Source organism: Flavobacterium sp. LS1R10 (assembly GCF_003968825.1).
In the GTDB taxonomy this organism is placed as follows: Bacteria; Bacteroidota; Bacteroidia; order Flavobacteriales; family Flavobacteriaceae; genus Flavobacterium.
The window spans coordinates 253656-278599 of sequence record NZ_RYDH01000002.1 but is presented as its reverse complement, the minus strand read 5'-3'; the positions used below and the strand labels follow the sequence as shown (position 1 = coordinate 278599).

Genomic DNA, 24944 nt, shown 5'->3' with positions numbered 1-24944 from the left:
AAATTATTAAGGGCATAGTTCCACTTTATTTTATCGATTATTCAATTTTGCTTTTTCCTTAATGATATCGCTTATTTTTCGGTTTTCGATTTTGCTTTCTAGCCAAGAAATAATATCCAAATAAAGGAAAGCTCTTTTTTCATAGGTGTTTTTCTCCAGTTCTATAAATCTTGTTCTCATTTTTACAAATTCTTTTTTGATATCTGTTGGATAAATGGAGTTTAAATTTTTCAAAAACTTAATAATTTCTTTTTGCACTTCATGCAAATCATTCATTTTGATTAGGAATTTATAGGTGTTTTTCAATTGATTTTCCAAATAATAATCTTTTCCTAATTCATAATGAGCTATCAAACAGAGTAATCTGGCAAAACACATTAAATCTTCTCGCATGGAAAGATTTTTATTGTTTATGATTTTCTCCAAATAAAAAATACAATCTGTATATTTTTCATTCCCAAAATATATAGAAGCAAATTTATAGTAAAACAGCATTTCGTGGTGTTCATCAAGATGATCCGTATGTATTTTCAACTTGCCTAGAACTTCAGGAATTAAGTATTCTCCTTCTGCAAAAGTACCTTCCAGTATATGATAATTCAATTTATTATTATATAAATACAGAAATGATAAAGATGCAATATTATCATTTACAGGAAAATGGGAATCTTTTATTGTATCTTCCAACAGTAATAAATATTTTTTGAATTTCGATTTGTACTTAAGCATGTACAAAGACTCCAATAGATAATGATTGCCTTTCAAAAAAAACACCGGATTCAAATGAATCATACTTGGGTTGTCATAAAAAAGGGTCACCCACTTTAAAGCATATTTGTAACAGGATAAAAAATCCTGAACTAAAAAGCTTCGCCAAAGATTGGCATTGTAAAACCAATATTTCTCTCTGAAACCGAACTTTTTCTCGTCAAATCTTGAAATATGCTTGTTGAAATAATCATCTATATAGGTGTATTCTTCGTCGCTTTTTACATATCCGGTTTTAAGCATAATACCGTACAATTGCAAGGATAAATTAGATAATTTACTGGAAATGGTATTGCGATAATTCAGTTCTTTAGCCTGAATAACCAATTCATCTGCGCGCCCTTGAATACTTCGGGTTATGTATTGGGATTCAATGAGTTTCTCAAATTCTACAATTTCATAGGCCATGAGTTTTTCGTCATTTTCCAACGCTAAAATCTTTGTTTTATCCAAGATTTTTAAACTTTGTTTGTACAGCCCTTTATTGTACAAAATAGCAGCAAAATCAATCTGTTCTCTTAGCTGATATCGAATATTCTGACTGGGAATATTCAATCGGATGCTTACTAAAATTTGTTTGTATAAATACGATTTCAGATTGGATAATTGTACTTTTTTGATAATCCCACTTTTCAAAATAAGCTTCTCCTCATAGACTTCTGATTTGTCTAAAACATTAAATAATTCGATGAATTTTGTATTGGAACTGGTTTCTAATCGGCTGGCAAAAATCTTAAATTGTCTTTTTTCAGATTTTGAAAGCGATTTAATTAATACGAACAAGAAATCTTTTTGATGGTTAGCCATTGTAGAATAGTGTAGCTTAATGTTTTGTAATTCAATTGTTTACTAAGTTTTTTATTGCTTTATAAACAGTATATTTCATTAAATTGAGTTTTATATTAACGTAATGAAAGATATTTTTGTTATCAAGTTGTGAAATTACATTAAATAAATGAAAATGAATAGAGAGAAAGTTCAAATTTTTGATACCACCTTGAGAGACGGCGAACAAGTTCCGGGATGTAAATTAGATACCAATCAAAAACTAGTCATAGCCAATCGACTGGACGAAATGGGTGTTGACATCATCGAAGCGGGTTTTCCGGTATCTAGTCCAGGTGATTTTTTATCTGTTTCAGAAATAAGTAAAATCGTTAAGAATGCAGTTGTTTGTGGATTAACCAGAGCGATAAAAAATGATATAGATGTTGCGGCACAAGCCTTAAAACATGCAAAAAGACCAAGAATACATACCGGAATAGGAACTTCGGAATCACACATTGTACACAAGCTAAATACTACCAGAGAAGATATTATTGCCCGAGCAAAATTTGCCGTTTCCCATGCTAAATCGTATGTTGAAGATGTGGAGTTTTATGCGGAGGATGCTGGTAGAACGGACAACGAGTTCTTGGCTCGAGTCTGTGAAGCAGTCATTAAATCAGGTGCTACCGTGCTTAATATTCCAGATACAACTGGCTATTGCTTGCCGGAAGAATATGGCGCAAAGATTAAATATCTAAAAGAAAACGTCACAGGAATTGATAAAGTAATCCTGTCATGCCACTGTCATAATGATTTAGGAATGGCTACCGCAAATTCAATTGCAGGAGCGGTAAATGGAGCCAGACAAATTGAATGTACCATAAACGGAATAGGCGAAAGAGCCGGAAATACAGCACTGGAAGAGGTAGTGATGATTTTCAAACAACATCCGTATTTGAATTTAGATACCAATATCAATACCCGCCAGCTGAATGAAATGAGCCGATTAGTATCTGAAAGTATGGGAATGATGGTGCAACCCAATAAAGCAATTGTTGGTGCTAATGCTTTTGCACACAGCTCCGGAATTCATCAGGATGGGGTAATCAAAAACAGAGCGACTTATGAAATCATGGATCCGTTGGAAGTTGGTGTCAATGAATCATCAATTGTTCTTACCGCCAGAAGTGGCAGAGCAGCATTGGCCTACAGAGCCAAAAAAGTTGGATATGAACTTTCAAAAGTGCAATTAGATGTTGTCTATGTTGAATTTTTAAAGTTTGCCGATATCAAAAAAGAAGTCCTTGATGATGATATTCATCAAATAATTGAAGCTTGTAAAATGAGTAAGGAATTAATCCTCAACTAAAATATTTTGATTTCTATTACAATTTAAATCGCACTATTATGAATTTAAAAATAGCAGTACTTTCAGGAGACGGAATAGGTCCTGAGGTTACCTTACAAGCAAAAAAAGCGTTGTATGCAATTGGTGTGGTTTTCGATCATGAGTTTGTATTTGAAGACGCACTAATAGGTGCCGTTGCGATTGAAAAAACAGGAAATCCATTGCCGGAGCAAACATTGAATCTTTGTCTAAATACAGATGCTGTATTGTTTGGCGCTGTTGGCAATACAAAATACGACAACAATCATGATCCAAAATTACGCCCTGTAAACGGCTTATTGAAATTGAGACAAGCATTAGGATTATATGCCAATATAAGACCTGTTAAACCGTATAAGGATTTATTAGATTTATCCCCTTTGAAAAGAAAAATCATTGAGGGTACTGATTTTGTGATTTTCAGGGAGCTTTCCGGAGGATCTTATTTCAGTGAAAAAAAGACGAATGCACAAGGCACATTAGCCTCTGATTTATGTGAGTATTCCGATGAGGAAATTATTAGGGTTAGTCATTTAGCGTTTAGAACAGCTCAGAAAAGACAAAAAAAAGTGACTCTGGTAGACAAAGCTAGTATTCTTGAAACGTCACGATTATGGCGAAAAGTAGTCCAGGAAATCAGCGAAAATTACCCTGATGTAACTTTAGATTTCCTTTATGTTGATAATGCCGCGATGCAAATCATTATTAATCCAAAACAATTTGATGTCATTTTGACCGAGAATTTATTTGGTGATATTTTATCGGATGAAGCTAGTGTAATCACAGGAGCCATTGGATTATTGCCATCAGCATCTCTAGGGAATTCCAGTGCTCTTTTTAAACCGGTACACGGCACTTTTTCTCAGGCAAAAGGCAAAAATACGGCCAATCCAATTGCCTCAATATTATCTGCTGCTATGCTTTTAGAACATTTTGGACTTCAGTTAGAAGCTAAAAAAGTATATGAAGCGGTAGAAAAAGCAATTGAATTAAATGTCGTCACAGCAGATTTGAATCCCTATTCTAAATTTGGCACCAATGAAGTAGGTGATTTTATATCCAATTATATTTTGAGCAAAGATGAATTATTGTATTTCAATAACGACAATGTTTATATAGGACAATCGACTATTGTTTAGGCAACACTCGTTGACTTTCAATAATTTTAAACAGATAAAAACCGACACAAATAAACAGACAATGGAATTAAATAAATACAGCAAGACCATAACACAAGATGAAACACAACCTGCAGCACAAGCAATGTTGTACGGTATTGGTCTGACTGAAGAAGATTTAAAAAAAGCACAAGTTGGAATTGTTAGTATGGGATATGAGGGAAATCCCTGTAACATGCACCTGAACGGCTTGGCTAAAAAAATAAAAACAGGAGTCTGGAAAGAGGACTTAGTAGGGTTGATTTTTAATACTATTGGTGTAAGTGACGGTATTTCAAACGGTACTGATGGAATGCGTTTTTCTTTAGTTTCCAGAGATGTAATTGCAGATTCTATTGAAACCGTAATGGGAGCACAATGGTATGATGCACTAATCGCTATTCCAGGCTGTGATAAAAACATGCCCGGTTCCGTCATGGCCATGGGAAGAGTCAATCGTCCTTCTATCATGGTTTATGGAGGCTCAATTCATTCTGGAAAATGGAAAGGGGAATCGTTAAATATTGTGTCTGCCTTTGAAGCATTGGGAAAAAAATTCAACAATACAATCGCTCCGGAAGATTTCAAAGGAGTGATTCAAAACGCATGTCCCGGCGCAGGAGCCTGCGGAGGTATGTATACGGCCAATACGATGTCTTCGGCTATTGAAGCTTTAGGAATGAGCTTGCCCTACAGTTCTTCTAATCCGGCATTAAGTGACGAAAAACAACAAGAATGCATTGATGCTGGAAAAGCAATCAGAATTTTGTTAGAAAAAGATATAAAACCTCGAGATATCATGACACGTAAAGCATTTGAAAATGCGATTACCATGGTAGCTGTTTTAGGCGGTTCTACGAATGCAGTAATGCACTTAATCGCTATGGCACATGCTGTAGATATTGAAATTACACTTAAAGATTTTCAAGATATAAGTGACAAAACACCATTACTTGCCGATTTAAAACCGAGTGGAAAATACCTGATGGAAGATCTCCATGAAGCTGGAGGAGTTCCCGCAGTAATGAAATATTTATTAAAAGAAGGATTGTTACATGGAGACTGTTTGACAGTAACTGGAAAAACTTTAGCTGAAAATTTAGCTGCTGTTCCGGATTTGAACGACGGTCAGCAAGTAATACACGAAATCCAAAAAGCACTAAAAGCAACAGGAAACATTCAAATTTTGTATGGAAATCTTGCTGAGGAAGGCTGTGTGGCTAAAATTAGCGGAAATGAAGGGGAGTATTTTGAAGGAGATGCCATTGTTTATGAAAATGAACATGATGTAATAACTGGGGTTCGCGGGGGTGAAGTCAAACCAGGGAATGTAGTGGTCATCCGGTACTGTGGTCCAAAAGGTGGCCCCGGAATGCCTGAAATGCTTAAACCTACTTCAGCTATCATGGGTGCTGGTCTTGGAAAAAGCGTAGCCCTGATTACTGATGGCAGGTTTTCTGGTGGTTCACATGGATTTGTTGTGGGACATGTTACACCCGAAGCTTTTGAAGGAGGCGGTATAGCGCTCGTCAAAAATGGAGATATTATCACTATTGATGCAGTCAAAAATACAATCAATTTAAAAATATCGGATGCAGAGTTTGCACATAGGAAAGCAAATTGGATTCAACCTGAATTAAAAGTAAATAAGGGAGTTTTATTAAAATACATCAGAGCGGTCTCGAGCGCTTCAACAGGATGTGTAACTGATAAATAACTTCAAAATCAACGCCAATAGCAATAGCAAAATTGACATAAGCCTAAAAAAACAATAATGAAAAATAATACAATATCCGGCGCCGAAGCCGTTATTAGATGCTTATTAGAAGAAGGAGTAAATTTGGTTTACGGCTACCCAGGTGGTGCGATTATGCCCGTTTACGATGAATTATATAAATTTAAAGATCAATTACACCATGTTTTAGTACGTCATGAACAAGGCGCTACCCATGCAGCACAAGGTTTTGCAAGAGCGACTGGTAAAGTAGGAGTAGCGATAGCCACTTCAGGTCCGGGAGCCACAAATTTAGTTACCGGAATTGCAGATGCACAGATTGATTCGACTCCCATGGTGTGCATCACGGGACAAGTAGGGAAACATTTATTGGGATCTGATGCCTTTCAGGAAACAGATATTATTGGGATATCGACTCCGGTTACCAAGTGGAATTATCAAATTACCGAAGCTTCTGAAATTCCGGAGATCATGGCAAAAGCTTTTTATATTGCTAGATCAGGTCGTCCAGGGCCCGTATTAATTGATATTACAAAAAATGCTCAGTTTGACCAAATGGAATTCAGCTATAAAAAATGTACCAGCATCAGAAGTTACAATCCAAAGCCGACTTTAAATCTGGAAAAAGTTAAGGAAGCAGCTGCAATTATTAATACGTCCAAAAAACCTTTTATCGTATTTGGTCAGGGAATTATCCTTGGTGAAGCCGAAGAACAACTCAAAGCATTTGTTGAAAAATCAGGAATTCCCGCCGCTTGGACTATTTTAGGACTTTCGGCATTGCCTACTGATCATCCGCTGAATGTAGGGATGTTAGGGATGCACGGTAATTATGGTCCTAACGTTTTAACGAATGAATGTGATGTTTTGATTGCCCTTGGGATGCGTTTTGATGATCGTGTCACCGGAAATCTGGAAACCTATGCAAAGCAAGCAAAAGTAATTCACTTTGAAATTGATTCAGCCGAAATCGATAAAAACGTAAAAACAACAGTGGCCGTTTTAGCAGATGTCAAAGAGTCTTTAACCGCTTTACTTCCTTTTATCGAAAATAATACACATGAATCCTGGCACAATAAATTCAAAGAAAAATATGAAATTGAATTAGAAGCTGTAATCAATGATGAGTTAAAGCCTAAGAAAGAAGGAATTTCTATGGGAGAAACGATTGAAATGATTAACAAGCATTCTAAAGGAGATGCCATTATGGTTTCGGATGTAGGACAACACCAAATGTTTGCCTGTCGGTATGCCAAATTCAATTCGACCAAAAGTAATGTCACTTCTGGTGGTTTAGGAACCATGGGATTTGCATTGCCTGCTGCGATTGGTGCCAAAATGGGAATGCCAAATCGAGAAGTAGTAGCCATAATTGGAGATGGAGGGTTTCAAATGACCATTCAGGAATTAGGAACTATTTTCCAGACTAAAGTTCCTGTGAAAATTGTGGTCTTGAACAATGAATTTTTAGGTATGGTTCGTCAATGGCAACAATTGTTCTTTGACAAAAGATACGCTTCGACCGAAATGATCAATCCTAATTTTATAGCCATTGCTGAAGGCTATTACATCAAAGCAAAAAAAGTAACCAAAAGAGAAGATCTTGATGCGGCTGTTGCCGAAATGATGACTTCAAAAGAATCCTATTTCCTGGAAGTTATGGTAGAAAAAGAAAATAACGTATTCCCAATGATTCCAACAGGAGCATCGGTATCTGATATAAGATTGAGTTAATCCCCATCCCAACCCTCCCCGAAGGGGAGGGAGATTGAAAGAGAAATTGTTAATAGATTATATTTTTGAATTAGTAATAAAAATTATAAACATACCCTAAGCTAGTTTCGGCACTCCCTCTTTTGGAGGGGGCTGGGGGGAGGATAAAAAACATGGAAAATAAAACATTCACCATTTCTGTTTATTCAGAAAACAACGTTGGCTTATTGAACAGAATATCTGGAATATTCTTGAAACGTCATATCAATATTTTGAGTTTAAATGTATCCGAATCGGAGATAGAAAGTGTTTCTAGATTTATTATCGTGGTGAATACCACCGAAAAATGGGTACATAACATTGTAGGACAAATCGAGAAACAAATTGAAGTCATCAAAGCTTTTTATCATATTGACGAAGAAACTATTTTCTTAGAAAATGCATTATTCAAAATTGAGTCGAGCTTGCTATTTGACGAAAAACAAATTCAGAATATCATCAAAGAAAGCCATTCCGAGATAGTTACAGTAGCCAGAGACTATTTTGTGATTTCTAAATCGGGACAACGTGCTGAAATTGAATCATTGTACGATAAATTAAAACCTTTTGGAATCATGCAATTTGTTCGTTCCGGGAGAATATCAGTTTCCAAAGCAAAAATGGAGATTTCAACATTATTAGAAAAACTTTCTTAAAAGTGTTCAGTCGCTATGTAGTTTGTCATTCCGACCAAGGAGGAATCTCAATCTTATCAGCATTAATTATTACAATTATTAAATTTTACAATCATTAAACAATAAAAAATGGCAAATTATTTCAATTCATTACCACTCAGATTACAATTAGAACAATTAGGTGTTTGCGAATTCATGGATCAGTCTGAATTTGTAGACGGAATTAAAGCTTTAGCAGGAAAAAAAGTAGTCATTGTAGGGTGTGGAGCACAAGGGTTGAACCAAGGGTTGAACATGAGAGATTCTGGTTTGGATATTTCTTATGCTTTACGCGCCGATGCAATTTCGGAACAAAGAGCTTCGTTTAAAAATGCGTCTGATAATGGATTCAAAGTGGGAACGTATGAAGAATTAATTCCAACAGCTGATTTGGTATGCAACCTTACACCAGACAAGCAACATACAGCTGTAGTTACGGCAATCATGCCTTTGATGAAAAACGGATCAACGCTTGCTTATTCTCATGGTTTCAATATTGTAGAGGAAGGAATGCAAATTCGGAAAGATATCACTGTAATTATGTGTGCGCCAAAATGCCCTGGATCAGAAGTACGTGAAGAATACAAGAGAGGTTTTGGTGTACCCACTTTAATCGCGGTTCACCCCGAAAATGATCCAAACGGAGCTGGTTTTGAACAAGCAAAAGCGTATGCGGTTGCTACTGGTGGTCACAAAGCCGGGGTTTTAAACTCTTCATTTGTAGCCGAGGTAAAATCAGATCTAATGGGAGAACAAACCATTCTTTGTGGCATGTTACAAACCGGTTCTATTTTATGTTTCGATAAAATGGTTGAAAAAGGAATCGAGCCTGCTTATGCTTCAAAATTAATTCAATACGGTTGGGAAACAGTTACAGAAGCTTTAAAGCATGGTGGAATTACAAATATGATGGATCGTTTGTCTAATCCCGCAAAAATTGAAGCGTATGAATTAGCAGATGAATTAAAAGACATCATGCGTCCGTTGTTTCAAAAACACATGGACAATATTATCTCTGGCGAATTTTCCAAAAATATGATGATCGACTGGGCTAATGATGATATCAATTTATTGACTTGGAGAGCTGCAACTGCAGAAACTAACTTCGAAAAAACAGCGCCAACAGCTGCACATATTTCAGAACAAGAGTATTTTGACAATGGTGTTTTGATGATTGCCATGGTGAAAGCGGGTGTCGAATTGGCTTTTGAAACCATGACTCAAACAGGAATTATTGAAGAATCAGCGTATTATGAGTCTTTACACGAATTGCCTCTGATTGCCAATACAGTAGCCCGAAAAAAACTGTATGAAATGAACCGAATCATTTCGGATACTGCAGAATATGGTTGTTATTTATTTGATCACGCCTGCAAACCATTGTTGATTAATTTTATGAAAACGGTAGATACTAATGTGATAGGGAAACCTTTTTCAACTTCAAATGGAGTTGACAATGCGGTTCTTATTGCAGTAAACAAAAGCATTCGTCAACATCCAATAGAAGAAGTTGGGGAGTGGTTGAGAGAATCCATGACTGCGATGAAAAAAATTGGATAAAAAAATTAGGAATTACCACACAAGAGGGTGTGTTGGGATTAGCGCTATACCATTGGTTTTATAATATTTTGAATTAGTTAAAATTTATTAAAGAAATAGTATGAATATAGTCGCTTTTACATTCACTTAACGTCGAGCGTGATTGAACGTTAAGTGAAGTAATCCCTAATAATTTATAAAAATGGTGCAGTGTAATAATGATTGATCTTAAATAAATCAACGCGAAAATTTTTAGCGATTGGTGTTTTATTACAACTGAATAGGTTGGTTATAGTTCAAATAAAATACTATTTGTCGTTGCTAAATTAATTGTTAGGGATTTTTTGTTGATACAAAAAGCGGAGGTATTTATATATTTCCGCTTTTTGTGTTTTACATATTCCCTCAAAAAAGTAAAAATTAATCATATTGGTAATTAAAAGCTATTTATATTGAATAATCCATTTTTTTTTGTGGGTATTTATAGTCTAAATAGTATTAGGAATAGACTTAGATTTAATACTTTTATAAAAAATTAAAACATGAGCTACTATAAAATTGAAAATTTAGAACAATATTTTAAACATTACAATAAATCAGTTCGTGAACCTCGAAAATTTTGGGGAAAAATAGCAGAGGAAAATTTTACATGGTACCAACAATGGGATAAAGTTGTTGATTTTAATATGGCTGAAGCCGACATAAAATGGTTTACTGAAGCCAAAGTGAATATTGTAAAAAATTGTATCGACAGACATCTTGCAAAAAGAGGCGAAAAAACGGCTATTATTTTTGAACCGAATGATCCTTCAGAAGCAGCATTGCATATTACCTATAATGAATTGCATCAACGGGTCTGCAAAATGGCAAATGTGTTGCGTGAGCAAGGCATAAGTAAAGGAGATCGCGTTTGTATTTATTTGCCTATGATCCCAGAATTAGCTGTTTCAATATTAGCATGTGCCAGAATTGGCGCCATACATTCTGTTGTTTTTGCTGGTTTTTCAGCTTCTGCGGTATCAGCCAGAATTAATGATAGTGAATGTAAAATGGTTATTACTTCTGATGGTGGATTTCGTGGTAACAAAACAATCGACTTAAAAGTAATTGTTGATGAAGCGTTGGAAAAATGTCCTTGTGTTGAAAAAGTTTTAGTAGCCAAAAGAATTCATTCAAAGATCAATATGAAAGCAGGTCGTGACCAATGGTTGGAACCACTTTTGGATCAGGCTTCGGATAATAATGTAGCCGAAATCATGGATGCTGAGGATCCGTTGTTTATTTTGTACACCTCCGGTTCAACAGGAAAACCCAAAGGAATGGTTCACACCACTGCAGGGTATATGGTGTATACTGCCTACACTTTCAAGAACGTATTCAATTATGAAGAAAATGATGTTTTTTGGTGTACCGCTGACATTGGCTGGATTACCGGACATTCCTATATTCTTTACGGCCCGTTATTGAACGGAGCTACAACCGTAATTTTTGAAGGCGTTCCGTCTTATCCTGATTTCAGTCGCTTTTGGCAAACCATCGAAAAACATAAAGTCACACAATTTTATACCGCTCCAACTGCTATTCGTGCGCTTGCCAAAGAAAATATAGATTTTGTATTAAAGTATCCATTGAAGTCCTTAAAAGTTATTGGGTCAGTTGGTGAACCTATAAACGAAGAAGCTTGGCATTGGTACAACAATCATGTTGGAGACAGAAGATGTCCAATAGTAGATACTTGGTGGCAAACCGAAACAGGAGGAATTATGATATCGCCTATTGCATTTGTTACCCCAACAAAACCTACCTATGCCACGTTGCCATTACCCGGAATTCAACCCGTACTAATGGATGAAAAACGAAATGAAATAGAAGGGAATCAGGTCGTTGGTAGTTTGTGCATCAAATTTCCATGGCCAGGAATTGCCAGAACAATCTGGGGTGATCATCAGCGCTACAAAGATACGTATTTCTCTGCCTTTCCAGGTAAATTTTTCACAGGAGACGGTGCTTTACGTGATGAGGTTGGGTATTATAGAATCACAGGAAGAGTAGATGATGTGGTAATTGTTTCCGGTCATAATCTGGGAACAGCACCTATTGAAGATGCTATAAATGAACATCCTGCTGTTGCGGAATCAGCCATTGTAGGTTTTCCTCACGACATCAAAGGGAATGCATTATATGGTTTTGTAATCCTTAAAGAAACCGGAGAAACCAGAAATAAAGAAAACTTAGCCAAAGAGATTAATCAGCATATTTCAGATCATATTGGGCCTATTGCTAAGTTAGATAAAATTCAGTTTGTTACCGGTTTACCAAAAACACGCTCCGGAAAAATCATGAGACGAATCCTTAGAAAAATTGCAGAAGGAGATTATTCTAATTTTGGAGATATTTCTACCTTATTAAATCCAGAGATTGTAGAAGAAATAAAAGAAGGAAAGTTGTAATACCATTTATGTCAAAATAACAATTAGAACATCCGATTTATTAAATATCATTTTTTAATTCAAAACCCTTTCAAAGTTTAAACTTTGAAAGGGTTTTTTAGTTTAAAATGCAATATGACAAGAGGATGTATTTCATTCAAAAAAAATAAAATAGCTGTAAATACCAGTACAAGATGTTAATGTAAACACAATGCGGAGCTGGTTTTTGACTGCTTAGAATAGGTAACCTATCTTTACCTTTAAAGCTAAATTTACTATGATTCAATTTGAAAAAAAATACAACATCGCACTCTGGTTAGACAAATGGTTTATTGAAGATTTTGGTTTAGATCCAATAGTGGCTTTGTATTTGAAACTTTTGACGCTTATTTTTGTATTGTTTATAATAAGTTTTTTGTCTTGGTATTTAACGAAAATAATTATAGTTCGTTTTGTGCACAAAATTTTTTTAAAAACAAAAGTAGTTTGGGATGATGTCCTGATAGAAAGAAGAGTTTTTGAAAAAATAGCCTATTTAGTCCCTGCTTTCATCATTATCATGGTTGCTCCATACATCTTTGGAGATTTTCCAAAAGCAATTGAGTATATAATTATTCTATCAAATATCTTTATAATTTTAGTAATAATACGTTCTGTTATTACTGTATTATCAGTCTTTGATGAAATAGTGTCCAATACCTTAATTTTAAAAGATAAACCGATTACCAGTTACATTCAGGTACTTAAAATTGTAGTCTATTTTATTGGAGGAATACTGGTTTTATCCATCATGTTAGGCAAAAGTCCTTTCTATTTTCTAGGGGCAATGGGCGCCATGACGGCTATTTTACTTTTAATTTTCAAAGATACCATTCTGGGGTTTGTTGCCAGTATTCAAATGTCCGTGTATGATATGGTTCGGGTAGGAGACTGGATTTCGATGCCAAAATATGATGCGGACGGCGATGTGATGTCAATCAATTTAAATACTGTAAAAGTTCAAAATTGGGACAAAACGATCACTACAATACCCACTTATGCTTTTATCACAGACTCTTTCAAGAACTGGCGAGGTATGAGTGATTCTGGCGGGAGACGAATAAAAAGAGCTATTTATTTAAAAGTCAGTAGTTTTCAGTTTTGTGATGAAAAAATGCTCTCACAATTCAAAAAATACAAACTAATTCAAAATTACATCACTCAAAAAGAAAATGAGGTACAAAAAACTAATTCGGAAATATTGGACAATGAGATCGTTTCAGTAAATATCAGGAGGCTGACTAATATAGGCGTTTTTAGAATCTATGCTGAAAAATACATTACGGCTCATCCCAGTATTAATAAAGACATGACTATAATGGTGCGTCAGCTAGAATCTACATCGAAAGGATTACCACTAGAAATTTATTGCTTTAGCGCAGAAAAAGAATGGTTAAAATACGAGACTATTATATCTGATATTTTTGATCATCTATTTACCATCACTTCTGAATTTGAACTCGAGGTTTTTGAGGAACCTACAGGAAATGATTTTCGGAATTTCAACCGGTAATTTAAGGGGTATCTTCAAAGACAATTGATGAAGCAATTGCATGTATTAACTAAAATTAAACAATAAGGCCAGTTTTTTTTATCATTTGTTATACCCATACTAGCAAACAAATCCATAAATTTACTTTTGTATGAAAGATAAACAAGTAGTAATTATTGGTGGTGGGTTAGCTGGACTGACTTCGGCTATACATTTATCTAAATTAGGGCTTCAGGTGACGGTTATTGAAAAGAATAGTTATCCAAAACATAAAGTGTGTGGCGAATACATCTCTAATGAAGTGATGCCATATCTCAATTGGTTGGATTTAGATATAGCCCATTTAAAGCCGACACACATTACAAAACTTGAGTTTTCTACTGCAAGAGGAAAAACAATACAAAGTATTTTACCTCTTGGTGGTTTTGGAATCAGCCGTTTTGTTTTAGACGAATATTTGTATAAAAAGGCTATCGATAACGGGTGTACAATACTAAAAGATCAAGTAGAAAATGTTCATTTTGAGCAGGATAAATTTATAATAACCACGACAAATTTAATGGTTTTAGAGTCCCAAATGGTGATTGGTGCTTTTGGCAAACGTTCTATTATTGACCAAAAAATGAATCGAGAATTTATTCATAAAAAATCACCTTGGCTGGCCGTAAAAGCACATTATTCTGGGAAATTTCCCAATGATGTAGTGGGTTTGCATAATTTTAAAGGAGGCTATTGCGGTGTTTCTAAAGTTGAAAACGAAGTGATTAACATGTGTTATCTAGCCGATTATAAAACGTTTAAGCAGTTTAAAAACATTACTGAATATCAAAATACTATTGTTTCTCAAAACCCACACTTAAAAACCCTTTTTGAAACCGGTACATTATTGTTTGAAAAACCATTGACCATAAGCCAAATCTCTTTCAAAAAGAAACACGCCGTGGAAAACCATGTTTTAATGATTGGCGATACAGCCGGATTAATTCATCCATTGTGCGGAAACGGAATGGCTATGGCAATTCATAGCGCCAAAATCGCATCAGAATTAGTAGTTCAATTTTATAACACCGAGATTAAATCCAGAGCCGAATTAGAAAAGCGATACCTGCAAGAATGGAATTTAAATTTTAAGGGAAGACTTAAAATGGGACGGTTTTTATCCAATATTTTACAAAAACAAAAACTTTCAGCAGTATTGATGCGTATATTAATTATATTTCCATTTTTATTGCCAAAAATTATAAAAAAAACACACGGAAAACCAATCACTCTTCACTCGTAAATGACACTAAATACCAAATATAGAACTGATAAACCGGAAATCATGGATGATTTTGCCATGGAAGGTGAGATTTTACGTGATGCCTTAGATAAAATTGCCCGGATCAATCAGCTTTTAGGAGGAAACCAGTTAACTCTAAGAGGAGTACAAGAACTTGTTCAGGATTCCAAATCTAAAGAAGTTGTTATTATAGACGTGGGTTGTGGTAATGGGGATATGTTGCGAACCCTGGCTGATTTTGGTCTTAAAAACAACCTAAATTTCCAGTTAATAGGCATCGATGCTAACAATTTTACAATTTCACATGCACGACAATTATCAGATAAATATGCTAATATCAGTTATCGCTGCGAAGATATTTTTAATGAATCATTTAATAATCTAAAATATGATATTGTTTTGTGCACTTTGACGTTACATCATTTCAAAGACGATGAGATTATTCGATTATTGAAAGTTCTTTATAACAATACATCCATCGGAATTGTAATCAATGATTTACATCGTAGCGCCATTGCCTATCGATTATTTCAGGCATTATGTGTTGTATTTCAGTTGAATGCTATGTCACGAGAAGATGGATTAATATCAATTTTAAGAGGTTTTAAGAAAGAAGAATTGATAGCGTTCTCGAAAAAATTAAATTTTAAAAACTATAAAATTCATTGGAAATGGGCTTTTAGATACCAATGGATAATTTCAAAAATATGAGTGTAAAAATTAAAACCGTAACCAAACAGCTGCCTAAATATTCCAGAACAACAGCTGAAATAATTCCTTTTTTGGATGCTTGGCTAGTGGGACAAGACGAACGATTCATCAGAAAAGTAAAGAAAATTTTTGAAGGTGCAGCTGTAGACAAACGCTATTCCATAATGGATCCGATAGAGGTGTTTACCAAAACTTCATTTGAAGAAAGAAATGCTATTTATGTTCGTGAAGTCATTGATTTAGGTGAAAAAGTATTAGCAAAAGCTTTAAAAAAAGCAAATTGGAATCCGCAAGATTTAGATTATATCATCACAGTAAGCTGCACTGGAATTATGATTCCGTCTCTCGATGCGTATTTAATCAATACATTGAAGTTGCGTCAGGATATAGTAAGGCTTCCCGTGACCGAAATGGGTTGTGCCGCCGGGATTTCAGGAATTATTTATGCTAAAAATTTCTTGCAGGCCAATCCCGGAAAACGAGCTGCGGTAATTGCCGTAGAAAGTCCCACGGCTACGTTTCAACTCGATGATTTTTCGATGGCAAATATCGTAAGTGCTGCGATTTTTGGTGATGGTGCCGCTTGCGTTTTACTTTCCTCACATGAAGATGACGAAGGTCCTGAGATTGTAGCAGAGGAGATGTATCATTTTTATGATAACATCCACATGATGGGTTTTAAACTCACCAATTCTGGATTGCAGATGGTACTTGATATTGAAGTACCGGAAACGATTGTTTCTCATTTTCCGGATATTATTCATCCTTTTTTAGAAAAAAATAATTTAAAAATAGAGGATATTGACCATCTTATTTTTCATCCCGGTGGAAAGAAAATTGTGCAAACCGTTGAGGCTTTATTTTCTGGTTTGGGAAAAAATATTGATGATACCAAAGAGGTTTTGCGCTCCTATGGAAATATGTCCAGCGCCACAGTTTTGTATGTTTTAGAACAAATCATGGATAAGCAGCCTAAAAAAGGAGAAAAAGGATTAATGCTGAGTTTTGGACCGGGATTTTCGGCACAACGAATTTTATTGGAGTTTTAGCTCCCAAATGGGGAATAGAAAAACTATGAAAAAAGAAGAAATTATAGCAAAATTACCGTATTCCAAATCCTTTTTATTTGTGGATGAAATTCTCCAAATCGATGAAAACGGAGTGGAAGGAACCTTTACTTTTGATGAAAATCTTGATTTTTACAAAGGTCATTTTAAGGAATTTCCAGTTACTCCAGGTGTAATTTTGATAGAAGTCATGGCGCAAATTGGATTGGTTTGTCTTGGCATTTTTTTGTTAGATAATTCATTTAGTTCTAGTACTTCAATTGCCTTAACATCAAGTGAAATAGAATTTTTAAAACCTGTTTTTCCAAATGAAAAAGTGATTGTAATTTCAGAAAAAATATATTTTAGATTTGGAAAATTAAAATGTAAGGTCATCATGAAAAACGAAAAAGGAGAAAATGTTTGCACAGGAACAATAGCGGGAATTATCCTCACCCCAACCCTCTCCAAAGAAGTGGGACTCAAAACCGAATTAAAATAAATTAAGCAACAGTATAATTTGATTCTTTTCAATATTTTGTCACTGTAGTACTCTATTTGGTAGTATTAAAATTATTATTTTTTTGCCATTGTTATTGAAATTGAATATTATTTAACATTAAAAAATGAACAAAAGAGTAGTTATAACGGGTCTTGGTGTAGTTGCTCCAAATGGAGTAGGTCTTGATGCGTTCACTCATGCCATCAAAAACGGAATTTCCGGGATCAGGCACGACGCTGAGTTGGAGCGATTGCAATTTTCTTGTCAAATTGTAGGAAAACCCGAAGTTTCTGCAGAATTAGCAGGGCATTATTTTACGGAATTAGAACTTAGAAACTTCAATTCAACAGGGATTTTATATGGCGTAATTGCCGGAATTGATGCCTGGAAGGATGCCGGATTATCATTGGAAATTAACGAAGAACCGGATTGGGACAGCGGAACTATTTTTGGAACAGGAACTTCCGGAATTGATAAATTTCGCGAAAGCATTTATAAAATAGATGATTTACAAACGAGAAGACTGGGAAGTACAGCCGTAGCGCAAACAATGAATAGTGGTGTGAGTGCGTATCTGGGTGGGAAATTAGGACTTGGAAATCAAGTCTCTACTAATTCTTCGGCCTGCACCACTGGCACCGAAAGTATTTTAATGGCGTATGAACGCATCAAATCAGGGCAGGCAAAACGTATTTTAGCCGGAAGTACCAGTGATTCCGGCCCGTATATTTGGGGCGGATTTGATGCTATGAAGGTATGTACTTTTAAACATAATGAAACACCAAAACAGGGTTCTAGACCAATGAGCACAGCTGCTTCCGGATTTGTTCCCGGAAGCGGAGCAGGTGCTTTGGTCTTAGAAGATTTAGAAAGTGCGATTGCACGTGGCGCACGAATTTATGCGGAAGTTTTAGGTGGAAATATCAATTCAGGAGGGCAGCGCGGTTTAGGAACCATGACTGCACCAAATCCGGTTGCGGTGCAAAGATGCATTCAAAATGCTTTGACAAATGCCGGAATTTTAGCCAGTGAAATTGACGCAATCAACGGACATCTGACAGCCACTTCCAAAGATAGTCTGGAAATTCAGAATTGGAGTGAGGCTTTAAATCGAAAAGGAATTGATTTTCCATACATCAATTCTTTAAAGTCGATGGTTGGACATTGTTTAAGTGGCGCCGGTAGTATTGAAAGCGTGGCTTCGGTACTGCAATTGCATCACGGATTTATTTTCCCGAATATCAATTGTGCCGATTTGAATCCAGAAATAACAGCACTAATTGATGAATCAAGAGTTCCACGACAACGACTTGATATAGAAATAAATACATTAGCAAAAGCCAGTTTTGGTTTTGGTGATGTGAATGGGTGTGTAATTTTTAAGAAATTTAAAAAATGAAAAAATGAACCGTAAATTCCCCAATTTGTGGTATTTTTTTTTGGCGTTAGAAAACGAAATGTACTTAAGTGCTGTAAAATCAATATTAATTATGAACAAACAAGAAACTATTCAGGAGCTAAAAGCCATTGTAAAACCATATATTCTGAATCAAGAAGCTTTTGACTTACTCACTGAAGATACGGATTTCATCAATGATTTAAAGATAAACTCCGCTAATTTAGTAGATGTTATTTTGGATATAGAGGAAAAATATAATATTTTGATTGATAACGAATCAATGGAACGCATGATAAATGTAAAAGCAGCTATGGCTATTATTGAAACCAAATTAGCTGAAAAAAGTAGTGAATCACCAGAAAAATGATAGGAAATGACCTTGTCGATTTGGCTTTAGCCAAAAAAGAAAGCAATTGGCAACGCAACCGCTTTTTAGATAAAATATTTACTAAAAACGAACAGCTGTTAATTTCTAATGCCGTAAATCCAGAAGTAATGGTTTGGAATTTATGGTCCAGAAAAGAGGCGGCTTATAAAATCTACAATAGGGAAACAGGAATTCGAGGTTTTTTTCCTTTGCAACTGGAATGTTTTTACGAAAACACAACATTAGGAACTGTTTCTATCAAAGGAAAAATATATTTTACCCAAACTAAAATAGATCAGGATTGCATTCATACCATTGCTGTTACCGGGAAAGAGTATTTCAAAAAAATTGAAAACTTGAATTCCGCCGATGCTATCTTTAAAAAAAATGGAATTCCTTACCGTATTGATGCGCATTCAAAAATGGAGAAACCCGTTTCCATCAGCCATCACGGTCGTTTTTGGAAAGGAATAACCCTATGATTTTTTTGCAAAAAGCACTTTTTTTTAATACAATAGGGCGGGATTTATAAACAATGGTTACATTTGAACCTGTTGCAATTTTAAAAACAACAAAAAGTATCTTTTATAACGTATAGCAATTTATATTTAATGCAAATCATTCATAAAATAGACGATTTTCTATTTACGCTTTTCCCGAAATTAGTCGGGGGGGGGGGGGTAATGCCTTATTAATCAGTGAATTAGAATCGTATTATACTTTTGGTTCTTTTGCCCCAAAAGTTTCCATTACTGAGGATTGGGTTACCATAACCATTGACACTTCGGCAATCCTGCTTCAAGAAAATGATTTCCGCAAAACGGTAGCCCTTTGTGAAAAAGGAAACTATCAAGAAGCAAAACCCATTTTACAAAATCTTATCGAGAACAATCCTACCAATTCGGAATTCCATCGAATTATGGGACAAATCCTGTCTGATCAAGGTCATCAGGATGCAGCGATAAATAGTCTGATTGATGCATTGCGCTGGGATTCTAAGAATCATTGGGCGTTGCTGATGATGGGAAATATTTTTGCTAAGTTCAAGAATGATATTCCTACGGCAATGTTGTACTATGATCAGGCTTTGGTGGTGAATCCAAAAGATGCTATTACAATGAATAACATTGGAGCAAACCTTATGCAACAAGGGAAGTTGGATGAATCCAAAAAATATTTTTTGGAAGCTATAAAAATAAATGATCACTATCCAAATACTCATTTTGCTCTTGGAATGTTAGCCGAAATTCAAAATGATTTAGAATCCGCTTTTGACAGTACTTTGAAAGCTATAAAATGCAATCCAAATAAAGATATACTGTACAAGAATTCAGTAAATCAGGCTTTTGATGTTGCCAATAAAATTATTTCTAACACTGATGGGAATTCGCTTTTTGCAGAATACAAGCATCAATTAGAATTTGATTGCGGAAAAGAAATTGATGTTCTAGTAGATTCTGAAATTCCAACGGCAGCCAAGATTGAGTTTGCTGAAAACTACAATCGGATTAAGCACATCGTTCGGTATAAACCCAATTATCCTGCCGTAGCACACTTGGTTCTGCACGAATTAGCACATCTTGATTTTGTAATTCAAGCGAGAAAACGGGGATTAAATCAGCTTTTTACGGCTACTCCACAAAACAGAGCTGTTTTTTTGAAAACGGTACAACCTACTATTGCCAAGTTGCATGAAATGAATATTCCAGAGCAATCGATTACTCAATTCTGTACTGGTTTATTTGACGGATTAAATTTGCAAGCCTACAATACTCCAATAGATTTATTCATTGAGGATTTTATATACAACGAATTTCCCCAATTGAGATCGTATCAATTTCTGTCGCTTTACGCTTTGATTCAAGAAGGCTTGAAAGCCGTAACCGATGTGACTGTTATTGAATTTTCGCCTGCAACACTACTTTCTAAATCTAAGATTTACAACTTGGTAAATGCCTTACAGTTTAAAGCATTATTTGGTTTGGATTTTATAAACGATTTTAATGCCACTCCAGCCGAATTGCGCAAAGCCGAAGATTTTTATGCTGAATTTCTCGAATACAAAGACAATCGTAAACCTGCCGAAGAATATGAATTGGTACAACATTGGGCCGAAGATTTACAGATTGACTCTTATTTTGAATTGGAAAATGAGGACGAATACCGCAAACGATCTGATGTAGATACTTTTATTGAAAAATTAGAAAAAGATCCTTTTGGTCTACACGACGATACTGCTTTCAAAGAGAAGGAAATGGAACAGTTTGTCAAAAACCAAGAACATATTGGGACTAATATGGCAGTCACGATGTTTATGGTTGATGCTTTGCAGTATTTTAAGGATGTACCGCTAGAGGATGTCAAGAAAATAGCCTTTGAAATCGCAATGCAAGGGACACAAGGTTTTGACCCAAATCAAAAAAACTACATCGTAGGTAGCATTCCAAACAAACGGTTTTCGGGTTATCACATTTTAGCATATTATTATGTGAGTTGGATGTTAGCTGTTCCTGAAATGGTTTCTCAGTTGCAATTGCCTTTTGAAGAGGAATATAAAGTAGCATTGACACTTTTTAAATCGAAATAAAATGAATGATATTCCGAGCATTATTCAAGAATTAATAAAATTTAGAAATGAAAGAGATTGGGAACAATTTCATAATTCGAAAGATTTGGCTTTAGCTCTATCTATTGAAGCAGCAGAATTAAATGAATTGTTTCTGTGGAAAAAAGCAGAAGATGTAAATATTGATAAGCTAAAACAAGAATTGGCAGATGTTTTTGCATACGCTTTTTTGTTAGCCGAAAAATACAATTTAGATGTAAAAGAAATTGTACTTCAAAAGATTACGCAAAATGCAGCTAACTATCCAATAGATAAAGCAAAAGGGAACGCAACCAAATATGATGAATTATGATGCAATCATTTGAATTGTCTATTGAGGTTTCTGAACAATATGATTTTAATAAAGATTCATTGCCTAAAATAGCTCAAAATCCTTGGGTAAAAAATCAATGGCCTTTGGTTTACTTTATACAAAATGAAACTAAACGAATTGCCTATGTAGGAGAATCAACAAATGCTTCTAGTAGAATCAAAAATCACCTAGCAAATCCAAAAAAAGCAGATGCATTTACAAAAATTTCAATAATTGGGAGTGATAAATTCAATAAATCAGCAACTCTTGATATTGAATCAAACTTGATTCAATACATCACTTCTGAAGGAACTTACGAACTTCAAAATGGAAATTACGGCTTAGTCAATCATAATTATTACCAACAAGATTTGTACAAAGATCTTTTTAAAGAAATTTGGAAAAAACTAATTGATAAAAAGATAGTTAGCAAGTCACTGGAAGATGTTGAGAATTCAGAACTTTTTAAATATTCCCCTTATAAATCTTTAAATGAAGATCAATATAGTTCTGTTCTTCAAATTCTTGATGGATTGTGTATCAAAAAATCCAATAGAATTTTTATAAAAGGGAGTGCTGGAACTGGAAAAACAATTTTGGCTACTTATTTAATTAAATTACTTAATTCAGATATTTCGGATGCTAATTTTGAAGATTTTAGTGATGAAGAGCTCAAGGAGATCAATTTCATTATTGCTTTTCAAAATAAATATCCAAAAGCAAAAATTGGATTGGTTATCGCCATGACTTCTTTAAGAGAATCATTACAAAATGTTTTCAAAAAAATTCCTGGTTTAAAAGCGTCTATGGTTTTAAATCCATCGGATACCTTTAAACTCAATGACAAATATGATTTATTAATAGTAGACGAAGCGCATCGGTTACGGCAATATAAAAATATAAGTTGGATGGGAGCCTTCCGGAAAAATAATCAAAAATTAGGATTAGATGACACCGGAACAGAGCTAGACTGGATAATTGCGAATAGTAAGAATCAAATTTTCTTTTATGATTCAGCGCAATCAGTAAAACCTTCCGATATAAATGAGGATCAATTTACCAGACTTTTGAATCAAGATGATACTCTGAAAATCGAGTTAACTTCTCAGATGAGAGTTAAAGGCGGAAATGATTATATTCGTTTTGTAGATCAATTACTTCATGTAAATCGCTTGGATAAAACTATTTATTCACCAAATGAGTATGAGTTAGTTGTTTTTGATTCTTTAAAAGATCTTTATAGCGAACTTGCAAAGAAGGAAGAAATAAATGGTTTGTGTCGTTTAGTTGCTGGATATTCTTGGCCTTGGTTATCCGAAAAAGATAAAACTGTAATGGATATTGAAATTGATGGTTTACAATTTCAATGGAATCAAACCCCTAAGGACTGGGTTAATTCACCAAATGCTTTTAAAGAAGTTGGCTGTATTCACACGACACAAGGATATGATTTAAATTATACAGGAGTTATTTTTGGGAAAGAAATAATTTTCAATGAATTCACACAAGAAATTGAAATTAATCCGAAGTTGTATTTTGATAAAAATGGAAAAAAAGGGATCTCAAATAAAGATGATCTTAAGGCTTACGTAATAAATATATACAAAACTATAATGTATCGAGGAATCAGAGGTACTTATGTTTATGCTTGTGATACTTCTTTAAGAAACTATTTAAAAAAGCATATTGATGTTTATAAAAAAGATTTTCCGTTCAGAATCGTACCTTTTGAGGAGGTAAAACCGTATGTGAATTCAGTTCCATTAGTAAATATTTCAGCTGCAGCAGGTTCATTTAGCGATTTACAAGTTCATTCTGATTTTGAATGGGTCGAGTTACCCTTTAATACTTCAGTAAAAGAAGGCTATTTTGTATGTAAAGTAGTGGGCGAATCCATGAATAAAATAATTCCTAATGGCTCCTATTGTTTGTTTCAAAAAGATAGTGGTGGCAGTAGAGAAGGAAAAATTGTTTTAGTTGAAAGCACTGGCATACAAGACGCAGATTTTGGTTCAGGATATACAGTAAAAGAATATCATAGTCAAAAGAATATCGGTACTGAAAATTGGAGGCATGAATCCATATCGTTGAAACCATTATCTTTTGAATCAGAATATGAAAATATAGTATTAGATTCAGACAATTTAGTTGATTTTAGAGTTAAGGGAATTTTTATTTCGGTATTGTCTTAAATTTTTAAATAGTAAAGTTTAATTCCTCCAAAATGCGCTAAAAGGACAAAATTGAAATGCTATAAATGGAGCTACATATGTGATTCCCCCTTCGTCGGAATGACAATACTTTATAGAAATAGAGGCAAACCTATTAATAATAAGGTGTTTAAAATCAATTGTATGCAATATAGCAACCAAAATTTAAAATCACTTAATCCCCAGTCTTGATTTTAATTTCAAAAACAACAAAGCGGTTTTATAAGCATCCTCAGCAGCTGAATTCCGTTCACTTACCGGAATATTATAAGCCGCACAAAGTTCCTCCAGAGAAAATTGTTTGTCATTGATATCAAGTAGTTTTCTGTGCATGACATCAATATCCAGCGCCTCATTTTTTAATCTGCCACAGTCTAGTCTTTCCAAGGCCGCATTGATCATTTCCACATCAAAATCAATGTGATGCCCAACTAAAATGGAGTTCCCAATAAATTCAATGAATAATTTTATGGCATCTGCTTCTCCTAATTTTTTCATTTTACTTTCTACCAAAAACGTATTAGAAAGTCCATTATCATGAAAAAATTTATACTGTAATAAAACAGCTTCAAAGTTATCACCTATGACAATACTATTATCAATTACTGAAAAAGAGCCTATTGATAAAATAACATCTTTATCTGGATTCAAACCAGAAGTTTCTGTTGATACCACCACAAAGCGGGATGACTTTTTCTCAAATTTAGAAAGATAGGTTTTCCAAAAATCAGGATATTCTTTATTAATCTTTTTTATCCAGTCTAACATA

At 34.6% G+C, this 24944-nt stretch carries 20 protein-coding genes; 18 read left to right on the top strand and 2 right to left on the bottom strand.

Translation table 11 applies throughout. The annotated features are described in order from the left end of the window. Window positions 1-30 precede the first annotated feature (30 nt). A complete protein-coding gene (locus EKL96_RS06375; protein WP_126459737.1) occupies window positions 31-1575 on the bottom strand; it encodes a hypothetical protein in 1545 nt (514 codons plus the stop codon). A 154-nt stretch (window positions 1576-1729) separates the two neighbouring features. Between EKL96_RS06375 and EKL96_RS06370 the strand changes: the two genes are divergently transcribed. The 18 genes from EKL96_RS06370 (at window position 1730) to EKL96_RS06285 (ending at window position 24157) form a co-directional block, all read left to right on the top strand. Then, window positions 1730-2905, top strand: a complete 1176-nt coding sequence (locus EKL96_RS06370) for a 2-isopropylmalate synthase (RefSeq protein WP_126459735.1) — start codon at window positions 1730-1732, stop codon at window positions 2903-2905. A 38-nt stretch (window positions 2906-2943) separates the two neighbouring features. Further along, window positions 2944-4062 (top strand): 3-isopropylmalate dehydrogenase, encoded by a 1119-nt coding sequence (gene leuB, locus EKL96_RS06365; RefSeq protein WP_126451596.1) that lies wholly within the window; start codon window positions 2944-2946, stop codon window positions 4060-4062. A 61-nt stretch (window positions 4063-4123) separates the two neighbouring features. Beyond that, a complete protein-coding gene (gene ilvD, locus EKL96_RS06360; RefSeq protein ID WP_126451597.1) occupies window positions 4124-5797 on the top strand; it encodes a dihydroxy-acid dehydratase in 1674 nt (557 codons plus the stop codon). 57 nt (window positions 5798-5854) lie between these two features. Beyond that, window positions 5855-7549, top strand: a complete 1695-nt coding sequence (gene ilvB / locus EKL96_RS06355) for a biosynthetic-type acetolactate synthase large subunit (RefSeq protein WP_126459732.1) — start codon at window positions 5855-5857, stop codon at window positions 7547-7549. A 152-nt stretch (window positions 7550-7701) separates the two neighbouring features. Continuing rightward, window positions 7702-8223, top strand: coding sequence for an acetolactate synthase small subunit (gene ilvN, locus EKL96_RS06350; RefSeq protein ID WP_126459729.1), 522 nt, complete (start codon window positions 7702-7704; stop codon window positions 8221-8223). 108 nt (window positions 8224-8331) lie between these two features. Next, window positions 8332-9801 carry a ketol-acid reductoisomerase gene (ilvC, locus tag EKL96_RS06345; protein ID WP_126459726.1) on the top strand — a complete coding sequence of 490 codons (1470 nt, stop codon included), beginning with the start codon at window positions 8332-8334 and terminating at the stop codon, window positions 9799-9801. A gap of 521 nt (window positions 9802-10322) precedes the next feature. Further along, on the top strand, window positions 10323-12230 hold the full coding sequence (gene acs, locus EKL96_RS06340; RefSeq protein ID WP_126459723.1) for an acetate--CoA ligase: 1908 nt from the start codon (window positions 10323-10325) through the stop codon (window positions 12228-12230). Window positions 12231-12486: 256 nt separating this feature from the next. Next, window positions 12487-13761 (top strand): mechanosensitive ion channel family protein, encoded by a 1275-nt coding sequence (locus EKL96_RS06335; RefSeq protein ID WP_126459720.1) that lies wholly within the window; start codon window positions 12487-12489, stop codon window positions 13759-13761. 130 nt (window positions 13762-13891) lie between these two features. Beyond that, complete coding sequence (locus EKL96_RS06330) at window positions 13892-15022, top strand: NAD(P)/FAD-dependent oxidoreductase (RefSeq protein ID WP_126459717.1); 1131 nt, start codon at window positions 13892-13894, stop codon at window positions 15020-15022. Continuing rightward, the gene (locus tag EKL96_RS06325) at window positions 15023-15733 is read left to right on the top strand and encodes a methyltransferase domain-containing protein (RefSeq protein ID WP_126459714.1); all 711 of its coding nucleotides are present in this window, start codon (window positions 15023-15025) and stop codon (window positions 15731-15733) included. Beyond that, complete coding sequence (locus EKL96_RS06320) at window positions 15730-16782, top strand: type III polyketide synthase (RefSeq protein ID WP_126459711.1); 1053 nt, start codon at window positions 15730-15732, stop codon at window positions 16780-16782. Before EKL96_RS06325 ends, EKL96_RS06320 begins: the two co-directional genes overlap by 4 nt. Window positions 16783-16807: 25 nt before the next feature. Continuing rightward, window positions 16808-17281: a 3-hydroxyacyl-ACP dehydratase FabZ family protein gene (locus tag EKL96_RS06315; protein WP_126459708.1), complete on the top strand. Its 474-nt coding sequence runs from the start codon at window positions 16808-16810 to the stop codon at window positions 17279-17281. 124 nt (window positions 17282-17405) lie between these two features. Continuing rightward, window positions 17406-18680: a beta-ketoacyl-[acyl-carrier-protein] synthase family protein gene (locus EKL96_RS06310; protein ID WP_126459705.1), complete on the top strand. Its 1275-nt coding sequence runs from the start codon at window positions 17406-17408 to the stop codon at window positions 18678-18680. Window positions 18681-18684: 4 nt separating this feature from the next. Beyond that, a complete protein-coding gene (locus EKL96_RS06305; RefSeq protein ID WP_317125136.1) occupies window positions 18685-19047 on the top strand; it encodes an acyl carrier protein in 363 nt (120 codons plus the stop codon). Next, the gene (locus EKL96_RS06300) at window positions 19044-19529 is read left to right on the top strand and encodes a 4'-phosphopantetheinyl transferase superfamily protein (protein WP_126459702.1); all 486 of its coding nucleotides are present in this window, start codon (window positions 19044-19046) and stop codon (window positions 19527-19529) included. The genes EKL96_RS06305 and EKL96_RS06300 overlap by 4 nt, the downstream gene beginning before the upstream one ends. Before the next feature lie 437 nt (window positions 19530-19966). Further along, complete coding sequence (locus EKL96_RS06295) at window positions 19967-21634, top strand: tetratricopeptide repeat protein (protein ID WP_126459699.1); 1668 nt, start codon at window positions 19967-19969, stop codon at window positions 21632-21634. A 1-nt stretch (window position 21635) separates the two neighbouring features. Continuing rightward, a complete protein-coding gene (locus tag EKL96_RS06290; protein WP_126459696.1) occupies window positions 21636-21965 on the top strand; it encodes a nucleotide pyrophosphohydrolase in 330 nt (109 codons plus the stop codon). Then, the gene (locus EKL96_RS06285) at window positions 21962-24157 is read left to right on the top strand and encodes a DNA/RNA helicase domain-containing protein (protein WP_126459693.1); all 2196 of its coding nucleotides are present in this window, start codon (window positions 21962-21964) and stop codon (window positions 24155-24157) included. The genes EKL96_RS06290 and EKL96_RS06285 overlap by 4 nt, the downstream gene beginning before the upstream one ends. A gap of 189 nt (window positions 24158-24346) precedes the next feature. On the opposite strand, the gene EKL96_RS06280 is transcribed toward EKL96_RS06285, so the two are convergent. Continuing rightward, a complete protein-coding gene (locus EKL96_RS06280; RefSeq protein ID WP_126459690.1) occupies window positions 24347-24943 on the bottom strand; it encodes a 3'-5' exonuclease in 597 nt (198 codons plus the stop codon). Between the last annotated feature and the right edge of the window lies 1 nt (window position 24944).